General features: G+C 53.3%; 19 protein-coding genes, 1 tRNA gene and 1 other RNA gene. 17 read left to right on the top strand and 4 right to left on the bottom strand.

Annotated elements, in window-relative coordinates:
- Positions 1 to 16: 16 nt before the first annotated feature.
- The 8 genes from eptB (at position 17) to dppF (ending at position 8,630) form a co-directional block, all read left to right on the top strand.
- Positions 17 to 1,708 (top strand): kdo(2)-lipid A phosphoethanolamine 7''-transferase, encoded by a 1,692-nt coding sequence (eptB, locus tag ACJHXA_RS17225; protein WP_001269224.1) that lies wholly within the window; start codon positions 17 to 19, stop codon positions 1,706 to 1,708.
- A 91-nt stretch (positions 1,709 to 1,799) separates the two neighbouring features.
- Positions 1,800 to 1,876: transfer RNA gene (locus tag ACJHXA_RS17220), tRNA-Pro, on the top strand.
- Positions 1,877 to 1,910: 34 nt separating this feature from the next.
- Positions 1,911 to 2,044: non-coding RNA, RtT sRNA (locus ACJHXA_RS17215), on the top strand.
- Positions 2,045 to 2,788: 744 nt separating this feature from the next.
- Positions 2,789 to 4,396 carry a dipeptide ABC transporter substrate-binding protein DppA gene (gene dppA, locus ACJHXA_RS17210; RefSeq protein WP_001222883.1) on the top strand — a complete coding sequence of 536 codons (1,608 nt, stop codon included), beginning with the start codon at positions 2,789 to 2,791 and terminating at the stop codon, positions 4,394 to 4,396.
- Between the two features lie 307 nt (positions 4,397 to 4,703).
- Positions 4,704 to 5,723: a dipeptide ABC transporter permease DppB gene (dppB, locus tag ACJHXA_RS17205; RefSeq protein ID WP_000938855.1), complete on the top strand. Its 1,020-nt coding sequence runs from the start codon at positions 4,704 to 4,706 to the stop codon at positions 5,721 to 5,723.
- 9 nt (positions 5,724 to 5,732) lie between these two features.
- Positions 5,733 to 6,635 carry a dipeptide ABC transporter permease DppC gene (dppC, locus tag ACJHXA_RS17200; protein WP_000084677.1) on the top strand — a complete coding sequence of 301 codons (903 nt, stop codon included), beginning with the start codon at positions 5,733 to 5,735 and terminating at the stop codon, positions 6,633 to 6,635.
- A 10-nt stretch (positions 6,636 to 6,645) separates the two neighbouring features.
- On the top strand, positions 6,646 to 7,629 hold the full coding sequence (dppD, locus tag ACJHXA_RS17195; RefSeq protein ID WP_001196486.1) for a dipeptide ABC transporter ATP-binding protein: 984 nt from the start codon (positions 6,646 to 6,648) through the stop codon (positions 7,627 to 7,629).
- Positions 7,626 to 8,630 carry a dipeptide ABC transporter ATP-binding subunit DppF gene (gene dppF / locus ACJHXA_RS17190; protein ID WP_000107018.1) on the top strand — a complete coding sequence of 335 codons (1,005 nt, stop codon included), beginning with the start codon at positions 7,626 to 7,628 and terminating at the stop codon, positions 8,628 to 8,630. Before dppD ends, dppF begins: the two co-directional genes overlap by 4 nt.
- A 29-nt stretch (positions 8,631 to 8,659) precedes the next feature.
- On the opposite strand, the gene ACJHXA_RS17185 is transcribed toward dppF, so the two are convergent.
- Positions 8,660 to 9,931 carry an aromatic amino acid transport family protein gene (locus ACJHXA_RS17185; protein WP_001296805.1) on the bottom strand — a complete coding sequence of 424 codons (1,272 nt, stop codon included), beginning with the start codon at positions 9,929 to 9,931 and terminating at the stop codon, positions 8,660 to 8,662.
- A 475-nt stretch (positions 9,932 to 10,406) separates the two neighbouring features.
- Here ACJHXA_RS17185 and ACJHXA_RS17180 point away from each other — a divergent pair, with 475 nt between their 5' ends.
- The 3 genes from ACJHXA_RS17180 to ACJHXA_RS17170 all read left to right on the top strand — a co-directional run bounded on the left by ACJHXA_RS17180 (position 10,407) and on the right by ACJHXA_RS17170 (position 11,480).
- Positions 10,407 to 10,514 (top strand): type I toxin-antitoxin system toxin Ldr family protein, encoded by a 108-nt coding sequence (locus ACJHXA_RS17180; protein WP_001295224.1) that lies wholly within the window; start codon positions 10,407 to 10,409, stop codon positions 10,512 to 10,514.
- Positions 10,515 to 10,889: 375 nt separating this feature from the next.
- Entirely contained in the window at positions 10,890 to 10,997 is a 108-nt protein-coding gene (locus tag ACJHXA_RS17175) for a type I toxin-antitoxin system toxin Ldr family protein (RefSeq protein ID WP_001295224.1), read from the top strand.
- Positions 10,998 to 11,372: 375 nt separating this feature from the next.
- Positions 11,373 to 11,480 (top strand): type I toxin-antitoxin system toxin Ldr family protein, encoded by a 108-nt coding sequence (locus ACJHXA_RS17170; RefSeq protein WP_001295224.1) that lies wholly within the window; start codon positions 11,373 to 11,375, stop codon positions 11,478 to 11,480.
- A gap of 86 nt (positions 11,481 to 11,566) precedes the next feature.
- On the opposite strand, the gene bcsG is transcribed toward ACJHXA_RS17170, so the two are convergent.
- The 3 genes from bcsG to bcsE are packed head-to-tail and all read right to left on the bottom strand — an operon-like array spanning position 11,567 to position 15,002.
- Entirely contained in the window at positions 11,567 to 13,246 is a 1,680-nt protein-coding gene (gene bcsG / locus ACJHXA_RS17165) for a cellulose biosynthesis protein BcsG (protein ID WP_000191596.1), read from the bottom strand.
- Positions 13,243 to 13,434 (bottom strand): cellulose biosynthesis protein BcsF, encoded by a 192-nt coding sequence (gene bcsF / locus ACJHXA_RS17160; RefSeq protein WP_000988308.1) that lies wholly within the window; start codon positions 13,432 to 13,434, stop codon positions 13,243 to 13,245. Before bcsF ends, bcsG begins: the two co-directional genes overlap by 4 nt.
- The gene (bcsE, locus tag ACJHXA_RS17155; protein ID WP_001204931.1) at positions 13,431 to 15,002 is read right to left on the bottom strand and encodes a cellulose biosynthesis c-di-GMP-binding protein BcsE; all 1,572 of its coding nucleotides are present in this window, start codon (positions 15,000 to 15,002) and stop codon (positions 13,431 to 13,433) included. Before bcsE ends, bcsF begins: the two co-directional genes overlap by 4 nt.
- Positions 15,003 to 15,274: 272 nt before the next feature.
- Between bcsE and bcsR the strand changes: the two genes are divergently transcribed.
- From bcsR to bcsC, 6 genes are read left to right on the top strand one after another with little or no spacing between them, the layout of a single operon-like run.
- Entirely contained in the window at positions 15,275 to 15,463 is a 189-nt protein-coding gene (gene bcsR / locus ACJHXA_RS17150; protein WP_001063318.1) for a cellulose biosynthesis protein BcsR, read from the top strand.
- An 11-nt stretch (positions 15,464 to 15,474) separates the two neighbouring features.
- Complete coding sequence (bcsQ, locus tag ACJHXA_RS17145; RefSeq protein ID WP_000279528.1) at positions 15,475 to 16,227, top strand: cellulose biosynthesis protein BcsQ; 753 nt, start codon at positions 15,475 to 15,477, stop codon at positions 16,225 to 16,227.
- On the top strand, positions 16,224 to 18,842 hold the full coding sequence (gene bcsA, locus ACJHXA_RS17140; RefSeq protein WP_000025914.1) for a UDP-forming cellulose synthase catalytic subunit: 2,619 nt from the start codon (positions 16,224 to 16,226) through the stop codon (positions 18,840 to 18,842). Before bcsQ ends, bcsA begins: the two co-directional genes overlap by 4 nt.
- A gap of 10 nt (positions 18,843 to 18,852) precedes the next feature.
- The gene (gene bcsB, locus ACJHXA_RS17135) at positions 18,853 to 21,192 is read left to right on the top strand and encodes a cellulose biosynthesis cyclic di-GMP-binding regulatory protein BcsB (protein ID WP_001307454.1); all 2,340 of its coding nucleotides are present in this window, start codon (positions 18,853 to 18,855) and stop codon (positions 21,190 to 21,192) included.
- Between the two features lie 6 nt (positions 21,193 to 21,198).
- The gene (gene bcsZ / locus ACJHXA_RS17130) at positions 21,199 to 22,305 is read left to right on the top strand and encodes a cellulose synthase complex periplasmic endoglucanase BcsZ (protein WP_001307453.1); all 1,107 of its coding nucleotides are present in this window, start codon (positions 21,199 to 21,201) and stop codon (positions 22,303 to 22,305) included.
- Positions 22,287 to 25,760, top strand: coding sequence for a cellulose synthase complex outer membrane protein BcsC (bcsC, locus tag ACJHXA_RS17125; RefSeq protein ID WP_001225102.1), 3,474 nt, complete (start codon positions 22,287 to 22,289; stop codon positions 25,758 to 25,760). Before bcsZ ends, bcsC begins: the two co-directional genes overlap by 19 nt.
- The last annotated feature ends 66 nt before the right edge of the window (positions 25,761 to 25,826 follow it).

Below are 25,826 nucleotides of genomic sequence, written 5' to 3'. Positions count from 1 at the left end.
TCCAGGGTTTGTTTGCATGAGATACATCAAATCGATTACACAGCAGAAGCTGAGCTTTTTGCTTGCAATCTATATTGGCCTTTTTATGAATGGCGCGGTTTTTTATCGCCGCTTCGGCAGCTATGCGCACGATTTTACCGTCTGGAAAGGCGTTTCTGCTGTTGTTGAACTGGCCGCCACCGTACTGGTGACCTTCTTTTTACTACGTCTTCTATCGCTGTTTGGCCGCCGCAGCTGGCGTATTCTGGCGTCGCTGGTGGTGCTCTTTTCCGCAGGTGCCAGCTATTACATGACCTTCCTTAATGTGGTCATTGGTTATGGCATCATCGCTTCCGTCATGACCACCGATATCGACCTGTCAAAAGAAGTTGTTGGTCTGAACTTTATTCTCTGGTTAATCGCCGTTAGTGCATTGCCTCTTATCCTTATCTGGAATAACCGCTGTCGCTACACCTTGCTCCGACAACTGCGAACCCCAGGGCAGCGTATTCGCAGCCTGGCGGTCGTCGTACTGGCGGGTATTATGGTTTGGGCACCGATTCGTTTGCTGGATATCCAGCAGAAGAAAGTGGAGAGGGCGACCGGCGTTGATTTGCCGAGTTATGGCGGTGTCGTAGCGAACTCTTATCTGCCATCAAACTGGCTTTCTGCGTTGGGGCTGTATGCCTGGGCGCGGGTCGATGAATCTTCCGATAATAATTCATTGCTTAATCCGGCGAAGAAATTCACTTATCAGGCACCGCAAAACGTTGATGACACTTATGTCGTGTTTATCATCGGTGAAACCACGCGTTGGGACCATATGGGCATTTTCGGCTATGAGCGTAATACCACGCCGAAACTGGCCCAGGAGAAAAATCTGGCGGCGTTCCGTGGTTACTCCTGTGATACCGCAACCAAACTCTCACTGCGTTGCATGTTTGTACGTCAGGGGGGCGCGGAAGATAATCCGCAGCGCACATTAAAAGAACAGAACATTTTCGCGGTTCTGAAGCAGTTAGGATTCAGTTCTGACCTCTACGCTATGCAGAGCGAAATGTGGTTCTACAGCAACACGATGGCGGACAACATTGCTTATCGTGAGCAGATTGGTGCGGAGCCACGTAATCGTGGCAAGCCGGTAGATGATATGTTGCTGGTAGACGAAATGCAGCAATCGCTAGGGCGCAACCCGGATGGTAAGCATCTGATCATTCTGCATACCAAAGGTTCGCATTTTAACTACACCCAGCGTTATCCGCGTAGCTTCGCGCAGTGGAAGCCGGAATGTATTGGTGTTGATAGCGGCTGTACCAAAGCGCAGATGATCAACTCCTATGACAACTCGGTGACCTATGTGGATCACTTTATCTCCAGCGTGATTGATCAGGTTCGCGATAAGAAAGCGATTGTGTTCTACGCAGCTGACCACGGTGAGTCAATTAATGAACGCGAGCACCTGCACGGCACGCCGCGTGAACTGGCACCGCCGGAGCAGTTCCGCGTACCGATGATGGTCTGGATGTCAGATAAATATCTGGAAAATCCGGCCAATGCTCAGGCATTTGCGCAGCTGAAAAAAGAAGCCGACATGAAAGTGCCACGCCGTCATGTAGAGCTGTACGACACCATCATGGGTTGTCTTGGCTATACTTCACCGGATGGTGGAATTAACGAAAACAACAACTGGTGTCACATCCCGCAGACAAAAGTGGCAGCGGCTAACTAAGCGGCCTGCTGACTTTCTCGCCGATCAAAAGGCATTTTGCTATTAAGGGATTGACGAGGGCGTATCTGCGCAGTAAGATGCGCCCCGCATTCGGTGATTGGCGCAGCCTGGTAGCGCACTTCGTTCGGGACGAAGGGGTCGGAGGTTCGAATCCTCTATCACCGACCAAATTCGAAAAGCCTGCTCAGCGAGCAGGCTTTTTTGCATTTGAAGCCCATGAGGATGAGAACCTCCGGGGGCGGGGAGGTTCGACTCGAGCGAAGCGAGAGAACGTTGCGCCAGCAACGGCCCGCAGGGCGAGCCACGAAGTGGCGAGTAATCCTCTATCACCGACCAAATTCGAAAAGCCTGCTCAACGAGCAGGCTTTTTTGCATTTGTAGCTCATGAGGATGAGAACCTCCGGGGGCGGGGAGGTTCGACTCGACGTAGGCCTGATAAGACGCGTCAGCGTCGCATCAGGCAACGGCACCGCACTTATTGTCGGATGCGGCGTGAACGCCTTATTCGACCTACACGCCACACATTTCCCTGCCAAATTTGCGCCCCATATCTCACTATCCATTAACGGATTTGTGACAGAAACCATTGTCTTTTTTTATATTTGCTTAAATCTTTTTTTGCGTTACTTATGGCTGACCCTGGCATTTTCCGCTGTGCGTTTTAGCGTTCATGGTATTAATCGCTCAGATATCCACCTTTTCCTCAGATTTTTTTCATTAAATGCATAAAACTTAATCACCAAATGTTGCTAAATATTAAGCTGATTGTTCTGGTCATGTTGGAGTAGCACAAATTTCTCTGCTGCAAATAGCTGTTTGAAGTTTTTTTAATCTTTGTTTGTGGATTCTCACCGTTGGTGTAAATCCCGGTTGGCTGTATTGACGTTTTCACATTCTGTTGACAGATTGTAGGTCACGAGGGGCATTTTATGGAGGATCCGCACTGTTACACTGATGTTAATTAGTACGGCATCCCCACCTCATAACGTTGACCCGACCGGGCAAAAAACAAAAAAGGTCAGGCAGCGACAACCCACTGCAAAGGGTTAAAACAACAAACATCACAATTGGAGCAGAATAATGCGTATTTCCTTGAAAAAGTCAGGGATGCTGAAGCTTGGTCTCAGCCTGGTGGCTATGACCGTCGCAGCAAGTGTTCAGGCTAAAACTCTGGTTTATTGCTCAGAAGGATCTCCGGAAGGGTTTAACCCGCAGCTGTTTACCTCCGGCACCACCTATGACGCCTCTTCCGTACCGCTTTATAACCGCCTGGTTGAATTTAAAATCGGCACCACTGAAGTGATCCCGGGCCTCGCTGAAAAGTGGGAAGTCAGCGAAGACGGTAAAACCTATACCTTCCATCTGCGTAAAGGTGTGAAGTGGCATGACAATAAAGAATTCAAACCGACGCGCGAACTGAACGCCGATGACGTGGTGTTCTCGTTCGATCGTCAGAAAAACGCGCAAAACCCGTACCATAAAGTTTCTGGCGGTAGCTACGAATACTTCGAAGGCATGGGCTTGCCGGAGCTGATCAGCGAAGTGAAAAAGGTGGACGACAACACAGTTCAGTTCGTGCTGACTCGCCCGGAAGCGCCGTTCCTCGCTGATCTGGCAATGGACTTCGCCTCTATTCTGTCAAAAGAATATGCTGATGCGATGATGAAAGCCGGTACACCGGAAAAACTGGACCTCAACCCAATCGGAACCGGTCCATTCCAGTTACAGCAGTACCAAAAAGATTCCCGTATCCGCTACAAAGCGTTTGATGGCTACTGGGGCACCAAACCGCAGATCGATACGCTGGTCTTCTCTATTACCCCTGATGCTTCCGTGCGTTACGCGAAATTGCAGAAGAATGAATGCCAGGTGATGCCGTACCCGAACCCGGCAGATATCGCTCGCATGAAGCAGGATAAATCCATCAACCTGATGGAAATGCCGGGGCTGAACGTCGGCTACCTCTCGTATAACGTGCAGAAAAAACCGCTGGATGACGTGAAAGTTCGCCAGGCACTGACCTACGCGGTGAACAAAGACGCGATCATCAAAGCGGTTTATCAGGGCGCGGGTGTATCAGCGAAAAACCTGATCCCGCCAACCATGTGGGGCTATAACGACGACGTTCAGGATTACACCTACGATCCTGAAAAAGCGAAAGCCTTGCTGAAAGAAGCGGGTCTGGAAAAAGGTTTCTCCATCGACCTGTGGGCGATGCCGGTACAACGTCCGTATAACCCGAACGCTCGCCGCATGGCGGAGATGATTCAGGCAGACTGGGCGAAAGTGGGCGTGCAGGCCAAAATCGTCACCTACGAATGGGGTGAGTACCTCAAGCGTGCGAAAGATGGCGAACATCAGACGGTAATGATGGGCTGGACTGGCGATAACGGGGACCCGGATAACTTCTTCGCCACCCTGTTCAGCTGCGCCGCCTCTGAACAAGGTTCTAACTACTCAAAATGGTGCTACAAACCGTTTGAAGATCTGATTCAACCGGCGCGTGCTACCGACGACCATAACAAACGCGTTGAACTGTACAAGCAAGCGCAGGTGGTGATGCACGATCAGGCTCCGGCACTGATCATCGCTCACTCCACCGTGTTTGAACCGGTACGCAAAGAAGTCAAAGGCTATGTGGTTGATCCATTAGGCAAACATCACTTCGAAAACGTCTCTATCGAATAATTAAAAGCCATACAAGACTGATGGCAAAGGCAAAACTGCCTGATGTGCTCCGCTTATCAGGCCTACGAAAATTCTGCAATGTATTGAATTTGCACGATTTTGTAGGCCGGATAAGGCGTTAACGCCGCATCCGGCATAAACAAAGCGCACTTTGTCAACAATCTGTATACCCGGTGGCGCTGTGCCTCTGCGTGCAGCGCCATCCGGCAGCAATACTTCATTCTCTGTCCGACAAGGGCGGGAATTGATTTGTGAGCAATACAGACACGCAGTTCCAGGCTGCGGGTCACTATAGAGAATCCGGGTTATGTTGCAGTTTATTCTCCGACGTTTGGGACTCGTCATCCCCACGTTTATCGGTATTACCCTTCTCACATTTGCCTTTGTCCACATGATCCCGGGCGATCCGGTGATGATCATGGCAGGCGAACGTGGGATCTCCCCTGAGCGTCACGCGCAGCTGCTGGCTGAACTCGGCTTAGATAAACCGATGTGGCAGCAGTATCTCCATTACATTTGGGGCGTAATGCACGGCGATCTAGGCATTTCAATGAAAAGCCGAATTCCAGTATGGGAAGAGTTCGTGCCGCGCTTTCAGGCCACGCTGGAACTTGGCGTCTGCGCGATGATTTTTGCTACGGCAGTCGGTATTCCGGTTGGTGTGCTGGCTGCGGTTAAACGCGGTTCCATTTTCGATCACACAGCGGTTGGCCTGGCGCTGACCGGCTACTCGATGCCGATCTTCTGGTGGGGCATGATGCTGATCATGCTGGTTTCGGTGCACTGGAACCTGACGCCCGTCTCCGGTCGCGTGAGCGATATGGTGTTCCTCGATGACTCCAATCCGTTAACCGGTTTTATGCTAATCGACACCGCCATCTGGGGTGAAGACGGCAACTTTATCGATGCCGTCGCCCATATGATCTTGCCTGCCATTGTGCTGGGTACTATTCCGCTGGCGGTCATTGTGCGTATGACACGCTCCTCGATGCTGGAAGTGCTGGGCGAGGATTACATCCGCACCGCGCGCGCCAAAGGGCTAACCCGCATGCGGGTGATTATCGTCCATGCGCTGCGTAACGCGATGCTGCCGGTGGTGACCGTTATCGGCCTGCAGGTGGGAACATTGCTGGCGGGGGCGATTCTGACCGAAACCATCTTCTCGTGGCCCGGTCTGGGACGCTGGTTGATTGACGCACTGCAACGCCGCGACTATCCGGTAGTGCAGGGCGGCGTATTGCTGGTGGCGACGATGATTATCCTCGTCAACTTGCTGGTCGATCTGCTGTACGGCGTGGTGAACCCGCGTATTCGTCATAAGAAGTAAGGGGACATCATGTCACAGGTTACTGAAAATAAAGTGATTAGCGCACCGGTGCCGATGACCCCGTTACAGGAGTTCTGGCACTATTTTAAACGCAACAAAGGTGCGGTCGTCGGGCTGGTTTACGTCGTCATCGTGCTGTTCATCGCGATCTTTGCCAACTGGATTGCACCCTATAACCCGGCGGAACAGTTCCGCGATGCACTGCTCGCCCCGCCAGCCTGGCAGGAAGGCGGCAGCATGGCGCACTTGCTGGGCACCGATGACGTAGGCCGTGATGTGCTGTCGCGCCTGATGTACGGTGCGCGCCTGTCGCTGCTGGTTGGCTGTCTGGTAGTTGTGTTATCGCTGATTATGGGCGTTATTCTCGGCCTGATCGCCGGTTACTTTGGCGGCCTGGTCGATAACATCATTATGCGCGTGGTCGATATCATGCTGGCGCTGCCAAGTCTGCTGCTGGCGCTGGTGCTGGTGGCAATTTTCGGCCCGTCGATTGGTAACGCCGCGCTGGCACTGACCTTCGTTGCCTTGCCGCACTATGTGCGCTTAACCCGCGCCGCCGTGCTGGTGGAAGTTAACCGCGATTACGTCACCGCGTCTCGCGTGGCGGGTGCCGGGGCGATGCGTCAGATGTTTATTAACATCTTCCCGAACTGCCTTGCGCCGCTGATTGTTCAGGCGTCGCTCGGTTTCTCTAACGCCATTCTCGATATGGCTGCTCTTGGTTTCCTCGGCATGGGGGCACAGCCGCCAACGCCTGAGTGGGGCACCATGCTCTCCGACGTGTTGCAGTTCGCGCAAAGCGCCTGGTGGGTCGTGACCTTCCCGGGTCTGGCGATCCTGCTGACGGTGCTGGCATTTAACCTGATGGGTGACGGTCTGCGTGACGCGCTCGATCCCAAACTGAAGCAGTAAGAGGTTCGAGATGGCGTTATTAAATGTAGATAAATTATCGGTGCATTTCGGCGACGAAAGCGCGCCGTTCCGCGCCGTAGACCGCATCAGCTACAGCGTAAAACAGGGCGAAGTGGTCGGGATTGTGGGTGAGTCCGGCTCCGGTAAGTCGGTCAGTTCACTGGCGATTATGGGGCTGATTGATTATCCGGGCCGCGTAATGGCAGAAAAACTGGAGTTTAACGGCCAGGATTTGCAGCGTATCTCAGAAAAAGAGCGCCGCAACCTGGTGGGTGCCGAAGTGGCGATGATCTTCCAGGACCCGATGACCAGCCTTAACCCGTGCTACACCGTGGGTTTCCAGATTATGGAAGCGATTAAGGTGCATCAGGGCGGCAACAAAAGTACCCGCCGTCAGCGAGCGATTGACCTGCTGAATCAGGTCGGTATTCCCGATCCGGCATCGCGTCTGGATGTTTACCCGCATCAGCTTTCCGGCGGCATGAGCCAGCGCGTGATGATCGCCATGGCGATTGCCTGTCGGCCAAAACTGCTGATTGCCGATGAACCAACCACTGCGCTGGACGTGACCATTCAGGCGCAAATCATCGAACTACTGCTGGAGCTACAGCAGAAAGAGAACATGGCGCTGGTGTTAATTACCCATGACCTGGCGCTGGTGGCGGAAGCGGCACATAAAATCATCGTGATGTATGCAGGCCAGGTGGTGGAAACCGGTGATGCGCACGCCATCTTCCATGCGCCGCGTCACCCGTATACTCAGGCATTGCTGCGTGCGCTGCCAGAATTTGCTCAGGACAAAGAACGTCTGGCGTCGTTGCCAGGTGTCGTTCCCGGCAAGTACGACCGCCCGAACGGCTGCCTGCTTAACCCGCGCTGCCCCTATGCCACTGACAGATGTCGCGCTGAAGAACCGGCGCTGAATATGCTCGCTGACGGGCGTCAGTCCAAATGCCATTACCCACTTGATGATGCCGGGAGGCCGACACTATGAGTACGCAAGAGGCCACCCTGCAACAACCGCTGTTGCAGGCTATCGACCTGAAAAAACATTATCCGGTGAAGAAAGGCATGTTCGCGCCGGAACGTCTGGTTAAAGCGCTGGATGGCGTTTCGTTTAACCTTGAACGTGGCAAAACGCTGGCAGTAGTGGGCGAATCTGGCTGCGGTAAATCGACCCTCGGTCGGTTGCTGACGATGATCGAAACGCCCACCGGTGGTGAGCTGTATTACCAGGGGCAGGATCTGCTCAAGCACGATCCGCAGGCGCAGAAGCTGCGTCGGCAGAAAATCCAGATTGTCTTCCAGAACCCTTACGGTTCGCTGAATCCGCGTAAAAAAGTTGGGCAAATTCTCGAAGAGCCGCTGCTTATTAACACCAGCTTAAGCAAAGAACAGCGTCGGGAAAAAGCCCTGTCGATGATGGCGAAAGTCGGCCTGAAAACCGAGCACTATGACCGCTATCCGCATATGTTCTCCGGCGGACAACGTCAGCGTATCGCTATTGCCCGTGGTCTGATGCTCGACCCGGATGTGGTGATTGCCGATGAGCCGGTTTCTGCGCTGGACGTCTCAGTGCGTGCGCAGGTGCTGAATCTGATGATGGATTTGCAGCAGGAACTGGGGCTTTCTTATGTCTTTATCTCGCACGACCTGTCGGTTGTGGAGCACATTGCCGATGAAGTGATGGTGATGTACCTGGGCCGCTGCGTGGAGAAGGGGACAAAGGACCAAATCTTCAATAACCCGCGTCATCCTTACACTCAGGCGCTGCTCTCCGCGACGCCGCGCCTGAACCCGGACGATCGCCGCGAGCGCATCAAGCTCACCGGTGAACTGCCAAGCCCGCTCAATCCACCGCCGGGTTGCGCCTTCAACGCCCGCTGTCGTCGACGCTTCGGCCCCTGCACCCAGTTGCAGCCAGCACTGAAAGATTACGGCGGTCAACTGGTGGCCTGCTTTGCCGTTGATCAGGATGAAAATCCGCAGCGGTAATGTTCAAAACCGGAGCCTTGTGCTCCGGTTTACTCAATCAGCTTCAACAGTGGCGACAAGCATAGCAAAATGCCGTACAGCAGAATCAGCCAGGCTTTAAATCCGCGAAGTTTTTCCAGTTGTGCGACTTTATAGATCAGGAAAAACGGAATGAGGCACGACACAATGCCATATAACGGGCTTCCCAACTGAAAGAACACCAGCACCGATACACGAAACGAAACCCAAATCGTCAACGTAATGACGATAAAAGCGCAGATCGCCAGAGTCAGCATGCGTGAGTTAATTTTCTTGGTATCAATAATTCGGCTTAACAGATTGAGAATAATGCCTTTAATAGCCTCGTGGAAACCGAGATAAATGCCAAAGAATGCGGTCAGTACGGCAAAGATATTCAGCACCGTAGAGGTGATATGAATGATATGTCCAGGGATCACCTGCGCGGCCAGCGCCAGTGCCGAGATATTTTGTTCAAAGGCAGAAACGGCTTCTTCGTGGCTAATTGAGAAGGTAAACGAAAAGGCAAAAAACAGGATCACCGCGATGAGCGTGATATAACTAATTCGGTGGGTACGCAGCGCGAGCCGGGTTGCCAGTACTTTATCTGCTTCCCGTTTACGATAGGCAATATTCATTGGGTTAAGTACCTGAATAAATACCGCAGAAAAGAAGCAAAATGGAATGGTAAGCAGGACATCGCGGAAAAAGACGGAGGCTTGCGGGAAGGCGGTTATATTGGCGAAATTCCAGTGCGGGATCATCGCAAAACCGAACACGACAATAATCCCTACTTTGACCACCACCATTGGCCCAGAAATCTTAAACAGTAATCGTTCACCACCAGACGCAATCGCCACCAGTACGGCGAAAATAGCGACTTTATAAAGTAGAGATTGTGAAAGATCGGCATCGGTTAAACCGAAGGTTTTCAGGTACGAGGCGCTGTCGAAAACCACGGAGAGAGAGTAGATAAAAATCCCGTGGATAATCATCAAAAAGTAGATAACCCCGAGGAAAATTCCCCAGTTCTTCCCCAGGTAATGACTGATAATATCGGTGTAGTCATTACAGGAATCGCTTTCAGAAAGGGTTTTTAAATAAATGTCCTGCACTACCCAGGTGGCAGGATAAGCAATGATCGCTGCGGTAATAAATACCCAAATTCCCTTCAAGCCAATTTGTACTGGCATCAGCACGGTTCCGGCACCAATCGCCATGCCTATGCATAATAAAACCCAGCCGAAGTCGTAGCGTGTAAACGGCAATTTCTGATTGTGTTTCGATAGTGTGTTGTGCTGCATAAAGTCCTGTCCAGAAAGAAGTCGGCCTCGCAAAAATGAATAAACCCAGTTTCTCTTGCGCAACAGGTGGAGAAGTCGAATACGCAGTATGTAAAAAATGAGGCAACAGATTCACTGGGGAGGTCGCGAGGAGGCGCAATTCTACAAAATTGCGCATTTCACTACCAGTCTGGAGTCAGCCCGGATATGAACTGCAACTATTGCAAATAAAGAAATTAAGCTGGAAGGCATCGCGCAATGAGGAAGATTGCCGGGTGCTGACAGTAAAAAGCAATCGTAAAATCAGCGGCAAGCCGGAAGGGTTCCGGTGAGGCGCAATGTTGCGGGGGCTTTATCCCTGGTGGCATTGGTTGCTGGAGAGAGAAAACCCCCGCACGTTGCAGGTATGTACCTGACAACATAACGGGGGCTAATCTTGAACCTAGACCACTCAAGAATAGCCGCGAAACGTTGTCATTACAACACAGGCGGCTATATGACGCTCGCAGAGCTGGGCATGGCCTTCTGGCATGATTTAGCGGCTCCGGTCATTGCTGGCATTCTTGCCAGTATGATCGTGAACTGGCTGAACAAGCGGAAGTAGCGTGTCATGTGGGCGTCAGGCTGCCGTAATGGCAATTTGCGCCCGGACCAGGCCGCAGGAGTGAAACTCTGCGGCCTTTTTCGTAAGAAAAATGCAACGGTTGCAAGCGGATAATATTCTGCGGAATGCGCAGCACAGAGTGAAGATGAGACGGATTCCGGAACAGAAAAACAGTCGTAGAATCAGCGTCAAGCCGGAAGGATTCCGGTGAGGCGCAATGTTGCGGGGGCTTAATCCCTGGTGGCATTGGTTGCTGGAGAGAGAAAACCCCCGCACGTTGCAGGTATGCACCTGACAACACCACGGGGGCCATTCTTGCATCCAAACAATACAAGAATAGCCGCGAAACGTTGTCATTACAATACAGGCGGCTATATGACGCTCGCAGAACTGGGCATGGCCTTCTGGCATGATTTAGCGGCTCCAGTCATTGCTGGTATTCTTGCCAGTATGATCGTGAACTGGCTGAACAAGCGGAAGTAACGTGCCATGCGGGCGTCAGGCTGCCGTAATGGCAATTTGCGCCCGGATCAGGCCGCAGGGGTGAAACTCTGCGGCCTTTTTCGTAAGAAAAATGCAACGGTTGCAAGCGGATAATATTCTGCGGAATGCGCAGCACAGAGTGAAGACGTGACGGATTCCGGAACAGAAAAACAGTCGTAGAATCAGCGGCAAGCCGGAAGGGTTCCGGTGAGGCGCAATGTTGCGGGGGCTTTATCCCTGGTGGCATTGGTTGCTGGAGAGAGAAAACCCCCGCACGTTGCAGGTATGCACCTGACAACATCACGGGGGCCATTCTTGAACCTGAACAACTCAAGAATAGCCGCGAAACGTTGTCATTACAACACAGGCGGCTATATGACGCTCGCAGAACTGGGCATGGCCTTCTGGCATGATTTAGCGGCTCCGGTCATTGCTGGCATTCTTGCCAGTATGATCGTGAACTGGCTGAACAAGCGGAAGTAACGTGTCATGCGGGCGTCAGGCTGCCGTAATGGCAATTTGCGCCCGGACCAGGCCGCAGGGGTGAAACTCTGCGGCCTTTTTCGTGCTTACTGCGGGTAAGGCACCCAGTCGCCGCCGTTCAGGCGAACGTACGGTTTATCCTGGTATTGAATAACTACTGCATTTGAGTTCTCGGAGACCGGTGCTGTTTGTGGCAACCCACTGGTGAGTTTTTTCCAGTCAACATTGTCTTCGGTGAAAATCTTGCCATCAAGAACGCGAACCACCAGATCGGAGATAGCCAGGAAGCTGCTCGGTTGGTCAATGACAATCGGTGCCCCCTGATGTGGTGCCTTCATGCCGAAGAATTTCACCCCAACGGGGACGTCGGTGATAGACGGGCTAGGGATATCACGTAGGCCAGATACCTGCATTCTGTCGCCCTTCAGCGCGCCGCCGTGTTCCGGCACCACGACCACCATCACTTTACGACCCGATTTCTCCAGTTCAGTAAAGAAGGCGTCCAGTTCATCAAAGAATTTCTGCGCCCGCGCTTTGTAATCCGCTGTTTTGCTGACCCCCGGATAATGGTTGCCGTCATGCAGTGGAAGCGTGTTGTAGAACGTGGCACTACGGCTATTTTTATCTTTTTCGGTAACGTCCAGCCAGCGGTTAAGCACGGCGGTATCGTCATAAACCGGCGAACCATCAAAGCCCAGCAAAATAACCGGCAGATTTGTTTGATCCATCAATTCAGTCTGCATGCCGCCATTTTCGCGAACTTCTTTCAAAAAACCGCCGAACTGGCCGTTATGCCCCATCATCAGGTGCTGGGTAAAGCCCAGTTTCGAAAGGTTATCAAACAGATAGCAGTCGTTATTTGCCGGTTGATACAGATTAGTGTGCGAAGTCTGCCCGCAGCTGGCGCGCAGTAAACGGATCGCCGCCGGGCCACTGTAGGAGGTGGCGGAGTTAAAGTTCTTGAACTCAATATCGAAATGCGACCACAGTGGATGCGACATCAACCCGGCGGCTTCTATATCCGACCAGGAAAGCGAACAGATGTTAATCACCAGTAGTTCAAATGGCTGAGCATCAGCGGGCAGCGAAGACGGGAAGGTCGATTTACGTTTCGCCTCCGCGTTATAGAAATTATTCAGCCAGGCGTTAAGGTTCGCCGTTGTTGGCGGTGCAGTTTGTGCGGGCATATCACCCACTACCGGTGCGCCACCCGTCGCCGCAACGGTTGCCGCTGCGTTACCACCCGTCGTTGTTACAGTGGTCGTCGGTTGTCCGGCTGGCCACAAGGAGAAACTTGGTCCCGCCAGGGTAAGTACGTTCAGCCATAGCAGTATGGCAACCACAAAAACGGTAATGCGAATCCATTGTGACAGGAATAACCAGGCCACTAATAAAACAAAAATGGCCCCAATCATCTGCCAGTTAATAAAGCGTGTGACAAGGTCGATTAAATAATCGGTACTGAACCCCGCCACCTGCGAACCCTGGCTCATTATGCTTTCCGGGCCAGGCAACCAGGTGTCATGCCAGAACAAAGCAAAGCCGATCGGCAGGGCAATCCAGTGGCGCAAGCGATGCAGGCTGTAGCGCGGAATGGGCATCAGCAGAAACGCGGCAAACACCAAATTGAGGAGCGGATGGAAGTTAAGATATCCCGCCCACAACAGGCCGAACTTAACCAGAAAATAGAAGTTCCAGCCGGAAAGGCCGCGCCAGTATTGCCAGAGGGAAGAAGGCATGGCGGTATTTTGTGTAAATTGAGTCATTTTTTGGTTGCCCTGGCTTTTTCCGTGCGGCGTAACGTCCCGGCCGGTTTAACATAACGAGGTTTAGCAAAGAACAAACGTAAGGTGTCGCGAATGCGTCGCAAAGAGTGCCGCGCCAGATAGCCCAGCGGGAAAAATATCAGTGCGCAAACGACAATAATTTCAATGATATCGCTGATGGTCATCATGATGAGCGCTCCACAGCATCATCTAACAGTCGCATGGGTTCTGGTATTCGTCGCCAGTGGCGACCATCGTGCTCGGCATTGATGACCGGTTTAGAACTTTGCGTTAAAGGCAGCGGCATGCCCCATTGTTCTGGGGCAAGCAAGCGCATCTGCACCAGCTCGGCACTGATTTGATCATCTTCAAACCAGACCATACGGTTTGAGAAAATGTCGCCAGTAGGCAATGGGAAAATATGATTCAACGCGGTATCCAGATCGTTAATCCGACAGAATGAGAGAAACAGCACCAGCCGATTACCGCCAATGGTCATGATATCGCCGGTACGGTTAGGGCGACACAGCGTCAGGGCTTGTTCAACGCGGATACCCGGTACCGGACGTAGGGCAACCAGAACGCCTTTACCGTGGGCAGGTAATAGAGGGTTATTCATCATGTTGTTGACGGCATTACAGAACACATCCCACTTCTGGAAACCACGCAGTTTGAGCGGCTGGGTCATTGACAGCAAGGTAGTGATATCTTCCGGCACATAGCGACTAAACTTCTGCCCTTGCACGCTTTCGATCATCGTCAGACAACGGGAGAGTGGCGCATTCCACGGAATAACCATATTTGCACCGCAGGCCAATAACAAACGTTCATCGGTGGCGCGCAGGCTAGCGGTATTTTCCCGCACGAGGATTTTCATCGCACTACCGCGCTGGCGACGCAGGGTATGAATGCTGCGGGCCAGTGGCTCGATTTGCGCATTTTGCTGTAAAGAAAAGACCACCGTCGCCGCCTGAGCGGTACGGGCTTCATTGAACAGGACTTCGTTATTGTTGAACAGTTGCCAGTGTTCCGATAGCGGCGGCGCACCTTCCAGTACAGCAACATTACTCAGAATGCGTTTTTCGTCGCTGCGTGGTTGGATCTCCGCCTCTTCGCTTTGAACTAATGTCCAGATACCATTTTGTTGCTGAACGCTAAGCTGCTGACGGGCGCTGACCCCTTTTTCGTTGCACCAGAAGGCAATATCCAGCAAATGTTGGTCACCCTGAAAACGCAAACTGGCAAGACCAAAAAGTGAACGGTATTCCTCAAGCAACAATGAAAATTGTTTATCGTTATTATTTCCGGGATTAATTACCAAAAGCGAACAATGGTTTAACCTGCTCCATTTATTCATTTTATCCAACCATGAGCGAAGCCGCTCGGCAGGAATGTTTTGCCATGCGTTATTTGCGCAAACAAGAATAAAAAGGTAATTATGGGGATCAATAGAACACTGCAAATCACGGGTCAAATAGTATAGACCTTTTTCATGATTTAGCATTGAAAATAATTTTATTTTTTCCGGCCCTTGAGAATCATCTAATTGAAAGATTTTCGCCGGATCGCTGTCCATGCTAATGACCGCGACGTGTGCGGTTTCAGCCTGGGATGCAATTGTTTGATTCGCCAGACTGATAGCATCTTCATGGCGATCGACGTTAAACCACCAGACGCCGCCTGCTGGCATATGTCGCAGCTCATCCCATAATGATGAGATACCGATAGAGAATACAGGGTCCACAATGTCCCTCATGTCACCATTTTGTCTGATTATCAGTTTACTAGCGAAAGCTAAGAAATAAACCTACCATTGAAATTAAAACTTATCAGATTTAGCATGTGAATCAATTTAGAAGGTCACAAGACGTGTGATTTTAGTCTTTTCGTTTTTAACTTTTTCTGTTGCGTAACGGAAAGTCAAAAAGTGAGCAAATTCCCGTCTCGCCGTAAACAATAAACCGGCGAAATGCTCACGGTTAGAATTGTCTCATGAACGGTACGGTTATTTCATAGGGATCAAGCAAAATGAATAACAATGAACCAGATACTCTGCCTGATCCCGCGATAGGCTATATCTTCCAGAATGATATTGTGGCGTTAAAGCAGGCATTTTCACTGCCTGATATTGATTATGCCGATATTTCCCAACGCGAACAGTTGGCCGCGGCATTAAAACGCTGGCCGTTGCTGGCAGAGTTTGCGCAACAAAAGTAGGGGATTGGTGAATGGCCGTACTGGGATTGCAGGGGGTGCGGGGAGGCGTGGGGACAACAACCATCACCGCCGCATTAGCCTGGTCATTACAAATGTTGGGAGAAAATGTTCTGGTGGTCGATGCCTGCCCGGACAACTTGTTGCGCCTGTCATTTAATGTTGATTTTACCCACCGTCAGGGCTGGGCCAGAGCGATGCTGGATGGCCAGGACTGGCGTGACGCTGGGTTGCGCTACACCTCGCAGCTCGATTTGCTGCCTTTTGGTCAGTTATCCATTGAAGAACAAGAAAATCCACAGCACTGGCAAACCCGGCTGAGCGATATTTGCTCCGGCTTACAGCAACTAAAAGCCAGCGGGCGTTACCAGTGGATTTTAATCGACTTACCGCGTGATGCCTCGCAGATAACCCACCAGCTGCTGAGTTTGTGCGATCACTCGCTGGCAATCGTCAATGTGGATGCCAACTGCCATATCCGACTGCATCAGCAAGCGCTGCCGGATGGCGCACATATTTTGATTAATGACTTCCGTATTGGCAGTCAGGTTCAGGACGATATTTACCAGCTTTGGTTGCAAAGCCAGCGCCGATTACTGCCGATGCTCATTCATCGTGATGAAGCGATGGCTGAATGCCTGGCGGCTAAGCAACCAGTAGGTGAATATCGCAGTGATGCGCTGGCGGCTGAAGAGATACTGACGCTGGCGAACTGGTGCCTGTTGAACTACTCCGGGCTGAAAACGCCAGTCGGGAGTGCATCATGAGTATCCTGACCCGGTGGTTGCTTATCCCGCCGGTCAACGCGCGGCTTATCGGGCGTTATCGCGATTATCGTCGTCACGGTGCGTCGGCTTTCAGCGCGACGCTCGGCTGTTTCTGGATGATCCTGGCCTGGATTTTTATTCCGCTGGAGCACCCGCGCTGGCAGCGTATTCGCGCAGAACATAAAAACCTGTATCCGCATATCAACGCCTCGCGTCCGCGTCCGCTGGACCCGGTCCGTTATCTCATTCAAACATGCTGGTTACTGATCGGTACATCGCGCAAAGAAACGCCGAAACCGCGCAGGCGGGCATTTTCAGGTCTGCAGAATATTCGTGGACGTTACCATCAATGGATGAACGAGCTGCCTGAGCGCGTTAGCCATAAAACACAGCATCTTGATGAGAAAAAAGAGCTCGGTCATTTGAGTGCCGGGGCGCGGCGGTTGATCCTCGGTATCATCGTCACCTTCTCGCTGATTCTGGCGTTAATCTGCGTTACTCAACCGTTTAACCCGCTGGCGCAGTTTATCTTCCTGATGCTGCTGTGGGGTGTAGCGCTGATCGTACGGCGGATGCCGGGGCGCTTCTCGGCGCTAATGTTGATTGTGCTGTCGCTGACCGTTTCTTGCCGTTATATCTGGTGGCGTTACACCTCTACGCTGAACTGGGACGATCCGGTCAGCCTGGTGTGCGGGCTTATTCTGCTCTTCGCTGAAACGTACGCGTGGATTGTGCTGGTGCTCGGCTACTTCCAGGTAGTATGGCCGCTGAATCGTCAGCCGGTGCCATTGCCGAAAGATATGTCGCTGTGGCCGTCGGTGGATATCTTTGTCCCGACTTACAACGAAGATCTCAACGTGGTGAAAAATACTATTTACGCCTCGCTGGGTATCGACTGGCCGAAAGACAAGCTGAACATCTGGATCCTCGATGACGGCGGTAGGGAAGAGTTTCGCCAGTTTGCGCAAAACGTGGGGGTGAAATATATCGCCCGTACCACTCATGAACATGCGAAAGCGGGCAACATCAACAATGCGCTGAAATATGCCAAAGGCGAGTTCGTGTCGATTTTCGACTGCGACCACGTACCAACGCGATCGTTCCTGCAAATGACCATGGGCTGGTTCCTGAAAGAGAAACAGCTGGCGATGATGCAGACGCCGCACCACTTCTTCTCGCCGGACCCGTTTGAACGCAACCTGGGGCGTTTTCGTAAAACGCCGAACGAAGGCACGCTGTTCTATGGTCTGGTGCAGGATGGCAACGATATGTGGGACGCCACTTTCTTCTGCGGTTCCTGTGCAGTAATTCGTCGCAAACCATTGGATGAAATTGGCGGTATTGCTGTCGAAACGGTAACCGAAGATGCGCACACGTCTCTGCGCCTGCACCGTCGTGGCTACACCTCTGCATATATGCGTATTCCGCAGGCGGCGGGGCTGGCGACCGAAAGTCTGTCGGCGCATATCGGTCAGCGTATTCGCTGGGCACGCGGGATGGTGCAAATCTTCCGTCTCGATAACCCGCTTACCGGTAAAGGGCTGAAATTCGCCCAGCGGCTGTGCTACGTCAACGCCATGTTCCACTTCTTGTCGGGCATTCCACGACTGATCTTCCTGACTGCGCCGCTGGCGTTCCTGCTGCTTCATGCCTACATCATCTATGCGCCAGCGTTGATGATCGCCCTGTTCGTGCTGCCGCATATGATCCATGCCAGCCTGACCAACTCCAAGATCCAGGGCAAATATCGCCACTCTTTCTGGAGTGAAATCTACGAAACGGTGCTGGCGTGGTATATCGCACCACCGACGCTGGTGGCGCTGATTAACCCGCACAAAGGCAAATTTAACGTCACCGCCAAAGGTGGACTGGTGGAAGAAGAGTACGTCGACTGGGTGATCTCGCGGCCCTACATCTTCCTTGTCCTGCTCAACCTGGTGGGCGTTGCGGTAGGCATCTGGCGCTACTTCTATGGCCCGCCAACCGAGATGCTCACCGTGGTCGTCAGTATGGTGTGGGTATTCTACAACCTGATTGTTCTTGGCGGCGCAGTTGCGGTATCGGTAGAAAGCAAACAGGTACGCCGATCGCACCGCGTGGAGATGACGATGCCCGCGGCAATTGCCCGCGAAGATGGTCACCTCTTCTCGTGTACCGTTCAGGATTTCTCCGACGGTGGTTTGGGGATCAAGATCAACGGTCAGGCGCAGATTCTGGAAGGGCAGAAAGTGAATCTGTTGCTTAAACGCGGTCAGCAGGAATACGTCTTCCCGACCCAGGTGGCGCGCGTGATGGGTAATGAAGTTGGGCTGAAATTAATGCCGCTCACCACCCAGCAACATATCGATTTTGTGCAGTGTACGTTTGCCCGTGCGGATACATGGGCGCTCTGGCAGGACAGCTACCCGGAAGATAAGCCGCTGGAAAGTCTGCTGGATATTCTGAAGCTCGGCTTCCGTGGCTACCGCCATCTGGCGGAGTTTGCGCCTTCTTCGGTGAAGGGCATATTCCGTGTGCTGACTTCTCTGGTTTCCTGGGTTGTATCGTTTATTCCGCGCCGCCCGGAGCGGAGCGAAACGGCACAACCATCGGATCAGGCTTTGGCTCAACAATGATGATAACGCGATGAAAAGAAAACTATTCTGGATTTGTGCAGTGGCTATGGGGATGAGTGCGTTCCCCTCTTTCATGACGCAGGCGACGCCAGCAACGCAACCACTGATCAATGCTGAGCCAGCTGTAGCCGCCCAGACGGAACAAAATCCGCAGGTGGGGCAAGTGATGCCGGGCGTGCAGGGCGCTGATGCGCCAGTCGTGGCGCAGAACGGTCCTTCGCGTGATGTGAAGCTGACCTTTGCGCAAATTGCGCCGCCGCCGGGCAGCATGGTGCTACGTGGCATTAACCCGAACGGCAGCATTGAGTTTGGTATGCGCAGCGATGAAGTGGTGACGAAGGCGATGCTCAACCTCGAATACACGCCATCGCCATCGTTACTGCCTGTCCAGTCGCAGTTAAAGGTTTATCTCAATGATGAGCTGATGGGCGTGCTGCCAGTGACCAAAGAACAGTTGGGTAAAAAAACGCTGGCGCAAATGCCCATTAACCCACTGTTTATTACCGACTTCAACCGTGTGCGGCTGGAGTTTGTCGGCCATTATCAGGACGTGTGCGAAAACCCGGCCAGCACCACGCTTTGGCTGGATGTTGGGCGGAGCAGTGGACTGGATCTGACCTATCAGACCCTGAATGTGAAGAATGACCTGTCACACTTCCCGGTGCCATTCTTTGATCCGCGTGATAACCGCACCAACACCTTGCCGATGGTCTTTGCGGGTGCGCCGGATGTTGGGCTGCAACAAGCCTCTGCCATTGTCGCCTCGTGGTTTGGTTCGCGTTCTGGCTGGCGTGGGCAGAACTTCCCGGTGCTCTATAACCAACTGCCGGATCGTAATGCCATTGTCTTTGCAACCAACGACAAACGGCCGGACTTCCTGCGCGATCATCCGGCGGTAAAAGCCCCGGTGATTGAGATGATTAACCATCCGCAGAATCCTTACGTCAAACTGCTGGTGGTGTTTGGTCGTGACGACAAAGACCTGTTGCAGGCAGCGAAAGGTATCGCTCAGGGTAACATTCTGTTCCGTGGTGAAAGCGTGGTAGTGAATGAAGTGAAACCGCTGCTACCGCGTAAGCCGTACGATGCGCCGAACTGGGTACGTACCGATCGTCCGGTCACATTTGGCGAACTGAAAACCTATGAAGAACAGTTACAATCCAGCGGTCTTGAGCCAGCAGCGATTAACGTTTCGCTAAACCTGCCGCCGGATCTCTACCTGATGCGCAGTACCGGCATTGATATGGATATTAATTACCGCTACACCATGCCGCCGGTGAAAGACAGTTCGCGGATGGATATCAGCCTGAATAACCAGTTCCTGCAATCCTTCAACCTGAGCAGCAAACAGGAGGCGAACCGCCTGCTGCTGCGGATTCCGGTATTACAAGGTTTGCTGGATGGCAAAACAGATGTCTCTATTCCGGCGCTGAAACTGGGCGCGACCAACCAGCTGCGCTTCGACTTTGAGTATATGAACCCGATGCCGGGCGGTTCGGTGGATAACTGTATTACCTTCCAGCCGGTGCAGAATCATGTGGTGATTGGTGACGACTCCACCATCGACTTCTCGAAGTATTACCACTTCATCCCGATGCCGGATCTACGCGCCTTTGCTAACGCGGGCTTCCCATTCAGCCGGATGGCGGATCTGTCGCAAACCATCACCGTGATGCCGAAAGCGCCTAACGAAGCACAGATGGAAACGTTGCTGAATACTGTTGGTTTTATCGGCGCACAGACGGGCTTCCCGGCGATTAATCTGACGGTGACCGATGATGGCAGCACCATTCAGGGCAAAGATGCCGACATCATGATCATCGGTGGTATCCCGGACAAACTGAAAGACGATAAGCAGATCGACCTATTGGTGCAGGCGACCGAAAGCTGGGTGAAAACACCGATGCGCCAGACCCCGTTCCCCGGCATTGTGCCGGACGAGAGCGATCGCGCGGCAGAAACCCAGTCAACGCTGACCTCTTCCGGTGCGATGGCGGCGGTGATTGGCTTCCAGTCGCCGTATAACGACCAGCGCAGCGTGATTGCGCTGCTGGCAGATAGCCCACGCGGTTATGAAATGCTTAACGATGCGGTGAACGATAGCGGCAAACGCGCCACCATGTTCGGTTCGGTCGCGGTGATCCGCGAGTCCGGTATCAACAGCCTACGTGTTGGCGACGTTTATTACGTAGGTCATCTGCCGTGGTTCGAGCGCTTGTGGTATGCGCTGGCAAACCATCCGATTCTGCTGGCGGTGCTGGCGGCTATCAGTGTGATATTGCTGGCATGGGTACTGTGGCGTCTGCTGCGAATTATTAGTCGTCGTCGTCTTAACCCGGATAACGAGTAATTGAAGATGAATGTGTTGCGTAGTGGAATCGTGACGATGCTGCTGTTGGCTGCCTTTAGTGTTCAGGCAGCCTGTACCTGGCCTGCCTGGGAGCAGTTTAAAAAGGATTACATCAGTCAGGAAGGGCGCGTCATCGACCCCAGCGACGCGCGCAAAATCACCACCTCCGAAGGGCAAAGTTACGGTATGTTCTTTGCCCTGGCGGCTAACGACCGTGTAGCTTTCGATAATATTCTCGACTGGACGCAGAACAATCTCGCTCAGGGTTCTTTAAAAGAACGTTTGCCCGCCTGGCTGTGGGGCAAGAAAGAGAACAGTAAGTGGGAAGTGCTGGACAGCAATTCGGCCTCCGATGGTGATGTCTGGATGGCCTGGTCGTTGCTGGAGGCGGGGCGTTTGTGGAAAGAGCAGCGTTATACCGACATCGGCAGCGCGTTGCTAAAACGTATCGCGCGGGAGGAAGTGGTGACGGTGCCTGGGCTGGGTTCCATGTTGTTACCGGGCAAAGTGGGTTTTGCTGAGGATAACAGCTGGCGTTTTAACCCCAGCTACCTGCCGCCGACGCTGGCGCAGTATTTCACCCGCTTTGGCGCGCCGTGGACCACGCTGCGCGAAACCAATCAACGTTTATTGCTGGAAACCGCCCCGAAAGGTTTTTCGCCAGACTGGGTGCGCTATGAGAAAGACAAAGGCTGGCAGCTAAAAGCCGAAAAAACATTGATCAGCAGCTACGACGCTATCCGCGTTTACATGTGGGTAGGCATGATGCCTGACAGCGATCCGCAAAAAGCGCGGATGCTCAACCGGTTTAAACCGATGGCGACATTCACTGAGAAAAACGGTTATCCGCCGGAAAAAGTGGATGTGGCTACGGGGAAAGCGCAGGGTAAAGGACCGGTCGGTTTTTCTGCCGCCATGCTGCCCTTTTTACAAAACCGCGATGCGCAGGCCGTTCAGCGCCAGCGCGTGGCCGATAACTTTCCCGGCAGCGATGCCTATTACAACTATGTGCTGACCCTGTTTGGACAAGGCTGGGATCAACACCGTTTCCGCTTCTCGACAAAAGGTGAGTTATTACCTGACTGGGGCCAGGAATGCGCAAATTCACACTAAACATATTCACGCTTTCCCTCGGTCTGGCCGTCATGCCGATGGTCGAGGCAGCACCAACCGCTCAGCAACAGTTGCTGGAGCAAGTTCGGTTAGGCGAAGCGACCCATCGTGAAGATCTGGTGCAACAGTCGTTATATCGGCTGGAACTTATTGATCCGAATAACCCGGACGTCGTTGCCGCCCGTTTCCGTTCTTTGTTACGTCAGGGCGATATTGATGGCGCGCAAAAACAGCTCGATCGGCTGTCGCAGTTAGCGCCGAGTTCAAATGCGTATAAATCGTCGCGGACTACGATGCTACTTTCCACGCCGGATGGTCGTCAGGCACTGCAACAGGCACGATTGCAGGCGACGACCGGTCATGCAGAAGAAGCTGTGGCGAGTTACAACAAACTGTTCAACGGTGCGCCGCCGGAAGGTGACATTGCTGTCGAGTACTGGAGTACGGTGGCGAAAATTCCGGCTCGCCGTGGCGAAGCGATTAATCAGTTAAAACGCATCAATGCGGATGCACCGGGCAATACGGGCCTGCAAAACAATCTGGCGCTATTGCTGTTTAGTAGCGATCGCCGTGACGAAGGTTTTGCCGTCCTGGAACAGATGGCAAAATCGAACGCCGGGCGCGAAGGGGCCTCTAAAATCTGGTACGGGCAGATTAAAGACATGCCCGTCAGTGATGCCAGTGTGTCGGCGCTGAAAAAATATCTCTCGATCTTTAGTGATGGCGATAGCGTGGCGGCTGCGCAATCGCAACTGGCAGAACAGCAAAAACAGCTGGCCGATCCTGCTTTCCGCGCTCGTGCGCAAGGTTTAGCGGCGGTGGACTCTGGTATGGCGGGTAAAGCCATTCCCGAACTACAACAGGCGGTGCGGGCGAACCCGAAAGACAGTGAAGCTCTGGGGGCGCTGGGCCAGGCGTATTCTCAGAAAGGCGATCGCGCCAATGCAGTGGCGAATCTGGAAAAAGCCCTCGCACTGGACCCGCACAGCAGCAACAACGACAAATGGAACAGTCTGCTGAAAGTAAACCGCTACTGGCTGGCGATCCAGCAGGGCGATGCTGCGCTGAAAGCCAATAATCCTGACCGGGCAGAACGCCTGTTCCAGCAGGCGCGTAATGTCGATAACACCGACAGTTATGCAGTGCTGGGGCTGGGCGATGTGGCGATGGCGCGAAAAGATTATCCCGCCGCCGAACGTTATTATCAGCAGACCTTGCGTATGGACAGCGGCAACACTAACGCCGTGCGCGGGCTGGCAAATATTTACCGCCAGCAATCGCCAGAAAAAGCTGAAGCGTTTATCGCCTCGCTCTCTGCCAGTCAGCGGCGTAGCATTGATGATATCGAACGCAGCCTGCAAAACGACCGTCTGGCACAGCAGGCAGAGGCACTGGAAAACCAGGGCAAATGGGCGCAGGCGGCAGCACTTCAGCGGCAACGACTGGCGCTGGACCCCGGCAGCGTATGGATTACTTACCGACTTTCGCAGGATCTCTGGCAGGCCGGACAACGCAGCCAGGCCGATACGTTAATGCGCAATCTGGCGCAGCAGAAGCCGAACGACCCGGAGCAGGTTTACGCTTACGGGCTGTACCTCTCTGGTCATGACCACGACAGAGCGGCGCTGGCGCATATCAACAGCCTGCCGCGCGCGCAGTGGAACAGCAATATTCAGGAGCTGGTTAATCGACTGCAAAGCGATCAGGTGCTGGAAACCGCTAATCGCCTGCGAGAAAGCGGCAAAGAAGCTGAAGCGGAAGCGATGCTGCGTCAGCAACCACCTTCCACGCGTATTGACCTCACGCTGGCTGACTGGGCGCAGCAGCGACGTGATTACACCGCCGCCCGCGCTGCATATCAGAATGTCCTGACGCGGGAGCCAACTAACGCCGATGCCATTCTGGGGCTGACGGAAGTGGATATTGCTGCCGGTGACACAGCGGCGGCACGTAGCCAGCTGGCGAAACTGCCCGCTACCGATAACGCCTCGCTGAACACACAGCGGCGCGTGGCGCTGGCGCAGGCGCAGCTTGGAGATACCGCAGCGGCGCAGCAGACGTTTAATAAGTTGATCCCGCAGGCAAAATCTCAGCCACCGTCGATGGAAAGCGCGATGGTGCTGCGCGACGGTGCGAAGTTTGAAGCGCAGGCGGGCGATCCAAAGCAGGCGCTGGAAACCTACAAAGACGCCATGGTCGCATCCGGTGTGACTACGACGCGTCCGCAGGATAACGACACATTCACCCGACTGACCCGTAACGACGAGAAAGATGACTGGCTGAAACGCGGCGTGCGCAGCGATGCGGCGGACCTCTATCGCCAGCAGGATCTTAACGTCACCCTTGAGCATGATTATTGGGGATCGAGCGGCACCGGTGGTTACTCCGATCTGAAAGCGCACACCACTATGTTGCAGGTGGACGCGCCGTATTCTGACGGGCGGATGTTCTTTCGCAGTGATTTCGTCAATATGAACGTCGGCAGTTTCTCCACTAATGCCGATGGTAAATGGGATGATAACTGGGGCACCTGTACATTACAGGACTGTAGCGGCAACCGCAGCCAGTCGGATTCCGGTGCCAGCGTGGCGGTCGGCTGGCGAAATGACGTCTGGAGCTGGGATATCGGCACCACGCCGATGGGCTTCAACGTGGTGGATGTGGTCGGCGGCATCAGTTACAGCGATGATATCGGGCCGCTGGGTTACACCGTTAACGCCCACCGTCGGCCCATCTCCAGTTCTTTGCTGGCCTTTGGTGGGCAAAAAGACTCCCCGAGCAATACCGGGAAAAAATGGGGCGGTGTGCGTGCCGACGGCGTGGGGCTAAGCCTGAGCTACGATAAAGGTGAAGCAAACGGCGTCTGGGCATCGCTTAGTGGCGACCAGTTAACCGGTAAAAATGTCGAAGATAACTGGCGCGTGCGCTGGATGACGGGCTATTACTATAAGGTCATCAACCAGAACAATCGCCGCGTCACAATCGGCCTGAACAACATGATCTGGCATTACGACAAAGACCTGAGTGGCTACTCACTCGGTCAGGGCGGTTACTACAGCCCGCAGGAATACCTGTCGTTTGCCATACCGGTGATGTGGCGGGAGCGCACGGAAAACTGGTCGTGGGAGCTGGGGGCGTCTGGCTCGTGGTCGCATTCACGCACCAAAACCATGCCGCGTTATCCGCTGATGAATCTGATCCCGACCGACTGGCAGGAAGAAGCTGCGCGGCAATCCAACGATGGCGGCAGCAGTCAGGGCTTCGGCTACACGGCGCGGGCATTACTTGAACGACGTGTTACTTCCAACTGGTTTGTTGGCACGGCAATTGATATCCAGCAGGCGAAAGATTACGCACCCAGCCATTTCCTGCTCTACGTACGTTATTCCGCCGCCGGATGGCAGGGTGACATGGATTTACCGCCGCAGCCGCTGATACCTTACGCCGACTGGTAAGTTTTCAGATAGCGCCTCTCTTAATGCCGCTGCGATCGGGTATACTCGGGCGGCAATCTGGGATTT

This window comes from Escherichia sp. WS33, assembly GCF_046486385.1.
Taxonomy (GTDB): Bacteria; Pseudomonadota; Gammaproteobacteria; order Enterobacterales; family Enterobacteriaceae; genus ECMA0423.
This window is presented reverse-complemented; position numbering and strand designations above follow the sequence as displayed.

What these genes read in the sequence shown, in the direction of transcription:
- dppA (WP_001222883.1), top strand. Translation starts at nt 2,789, where the DNA reads ATGCGTATTTCCTTGAAAAAGTCAGGGATGCTGAAGCTTGGTCTCAGC.
- bcsF (WP_000988308.1), bottom strand. Translation starts at nt 13,434, where the DNA reads ATGATGACCATCAGCGATATCATTGAAATTATTGTCGTTTGCGCACTG.
- dppC (WP_000084677.1), top strand. Translation starts at nt 5,733, where the DNA reads ATGTCACAGGTTACTGAAAATAAAGTGATTAGCGCACCGGTGCCGATG.
- dppB (WP_000938855.1), top strand. Translation starts at nt 4,704, where the DNA reads ATGTTGCAGTTTATTCTCCGACGTTTGGGACTCGTCATCCCCACGTTT.
- bcsZ (WP_001307453.1), top strand. Translation starts at nt 21,199, where the DNA reads ATGAATGTGTTGCGTAGTGGAATCGTGACGATGCTGCTGTTGGCTGCC.
- ACJHXA_RS17185 (WP_001296805.1), bottom strand. Translation starts at nt 9,931, where the DNA reads ATGCAGCACAACACACTATCGAAACACAATCAGAAATTGCCGTTTACA.
- dppF (WP_000107018.1), top strand. Translation starts at nt 7,626, where the DNA reads ATGAGTACGCAAGAGGCCACCCTGCAACAACCGCTGTTGCAGGCTATC.
- ACJHXA_RS17180 (WP_001295224.1), top strand. Translation starts at nt 10,407, where the DNA reads ATGACGCTCGCAGAGCTGGGCATGGCCTTCTGGCATGATTTAGCGGCT.
- bcsG (WP_000191596.1), bottom strand. Translation starts at nt 13,246, where the DNA reads ATGACTCAATTTACACAAAATACCGCCATGCCTTCTTCCCTCTGGCAA.
- eptB (WP_001269224.1), top strand. Translation starts at nt 17, where the DNA reads ATGAGATACATCAAATCGATTACACAGCAGAAGCTGAGCTTTTTGCTT.
- bcsA (WP_000025914.1), top strand. Translation starts at nt 16,224, where the DNA reads ATGAGTATCCTGACCCGGTGGTTGCTTATCCCGCCGGTCAACGCGCGG.
- bcsE (WP_001204931.1), bottom strand. Translation starts at nt 15,002, where the DNA reads ATGAGGGACATTGTGGACCCTGTATTCTCTATCGGTATCTCATCATTA.
- ACJHXA_RS17170 (WP_001295224.1), top strand. Translation starts at nt 11,373, where the DNA reads ATGACGCTCGCAGAACTGGGCATGGCCTTCTGGCATGATTTAGCGGCT.
- bcsC (WP_001225102.1), top strand. Translation starts at nt 22,287, where the DNA reads ATGCGCAAATTCACACTAAACATATTCACGCTTTCCCTCGGTCTGGCC.
- ACJHXA_RS17175 (WP_001295224.1), top strand. Translation starts at nt 10,890, where the DNA reads ATGACGCTCGCAGAACTGGGCATGGCCTTCTGGCATGATTTAGCGGCT.
- bcsQ (WP_000279528.1), top strand. Translation starts at nt 15,475, where the DNA reads ATGGCCGTACTGGGATTGCAGGGGGTGCGGGGAGGCGTGGGGACAACA.
- dppD (WP_001196486.1), top strand. Translation starts at nt 6,646, where the DNA reads ATGGCGTTATTAAATGTAGATAAATTATCGGTGCATTTCGGCGACGAA.
- bcsB (WP_001307454.1), top strand. Translation starts at nt 18,853, where the DNA reads ATGAAAAGAAAACTATTCTGGATTTGTGCAGTGGCTATGGGGATGAGT.
- bcsR (WP_001063318.1), top strand. Translation starts at nt 15,275, where the DNA reads ATGAATAACAATGAACCAGATACTCTGCCTGATCCCGCGATAGGCTAT.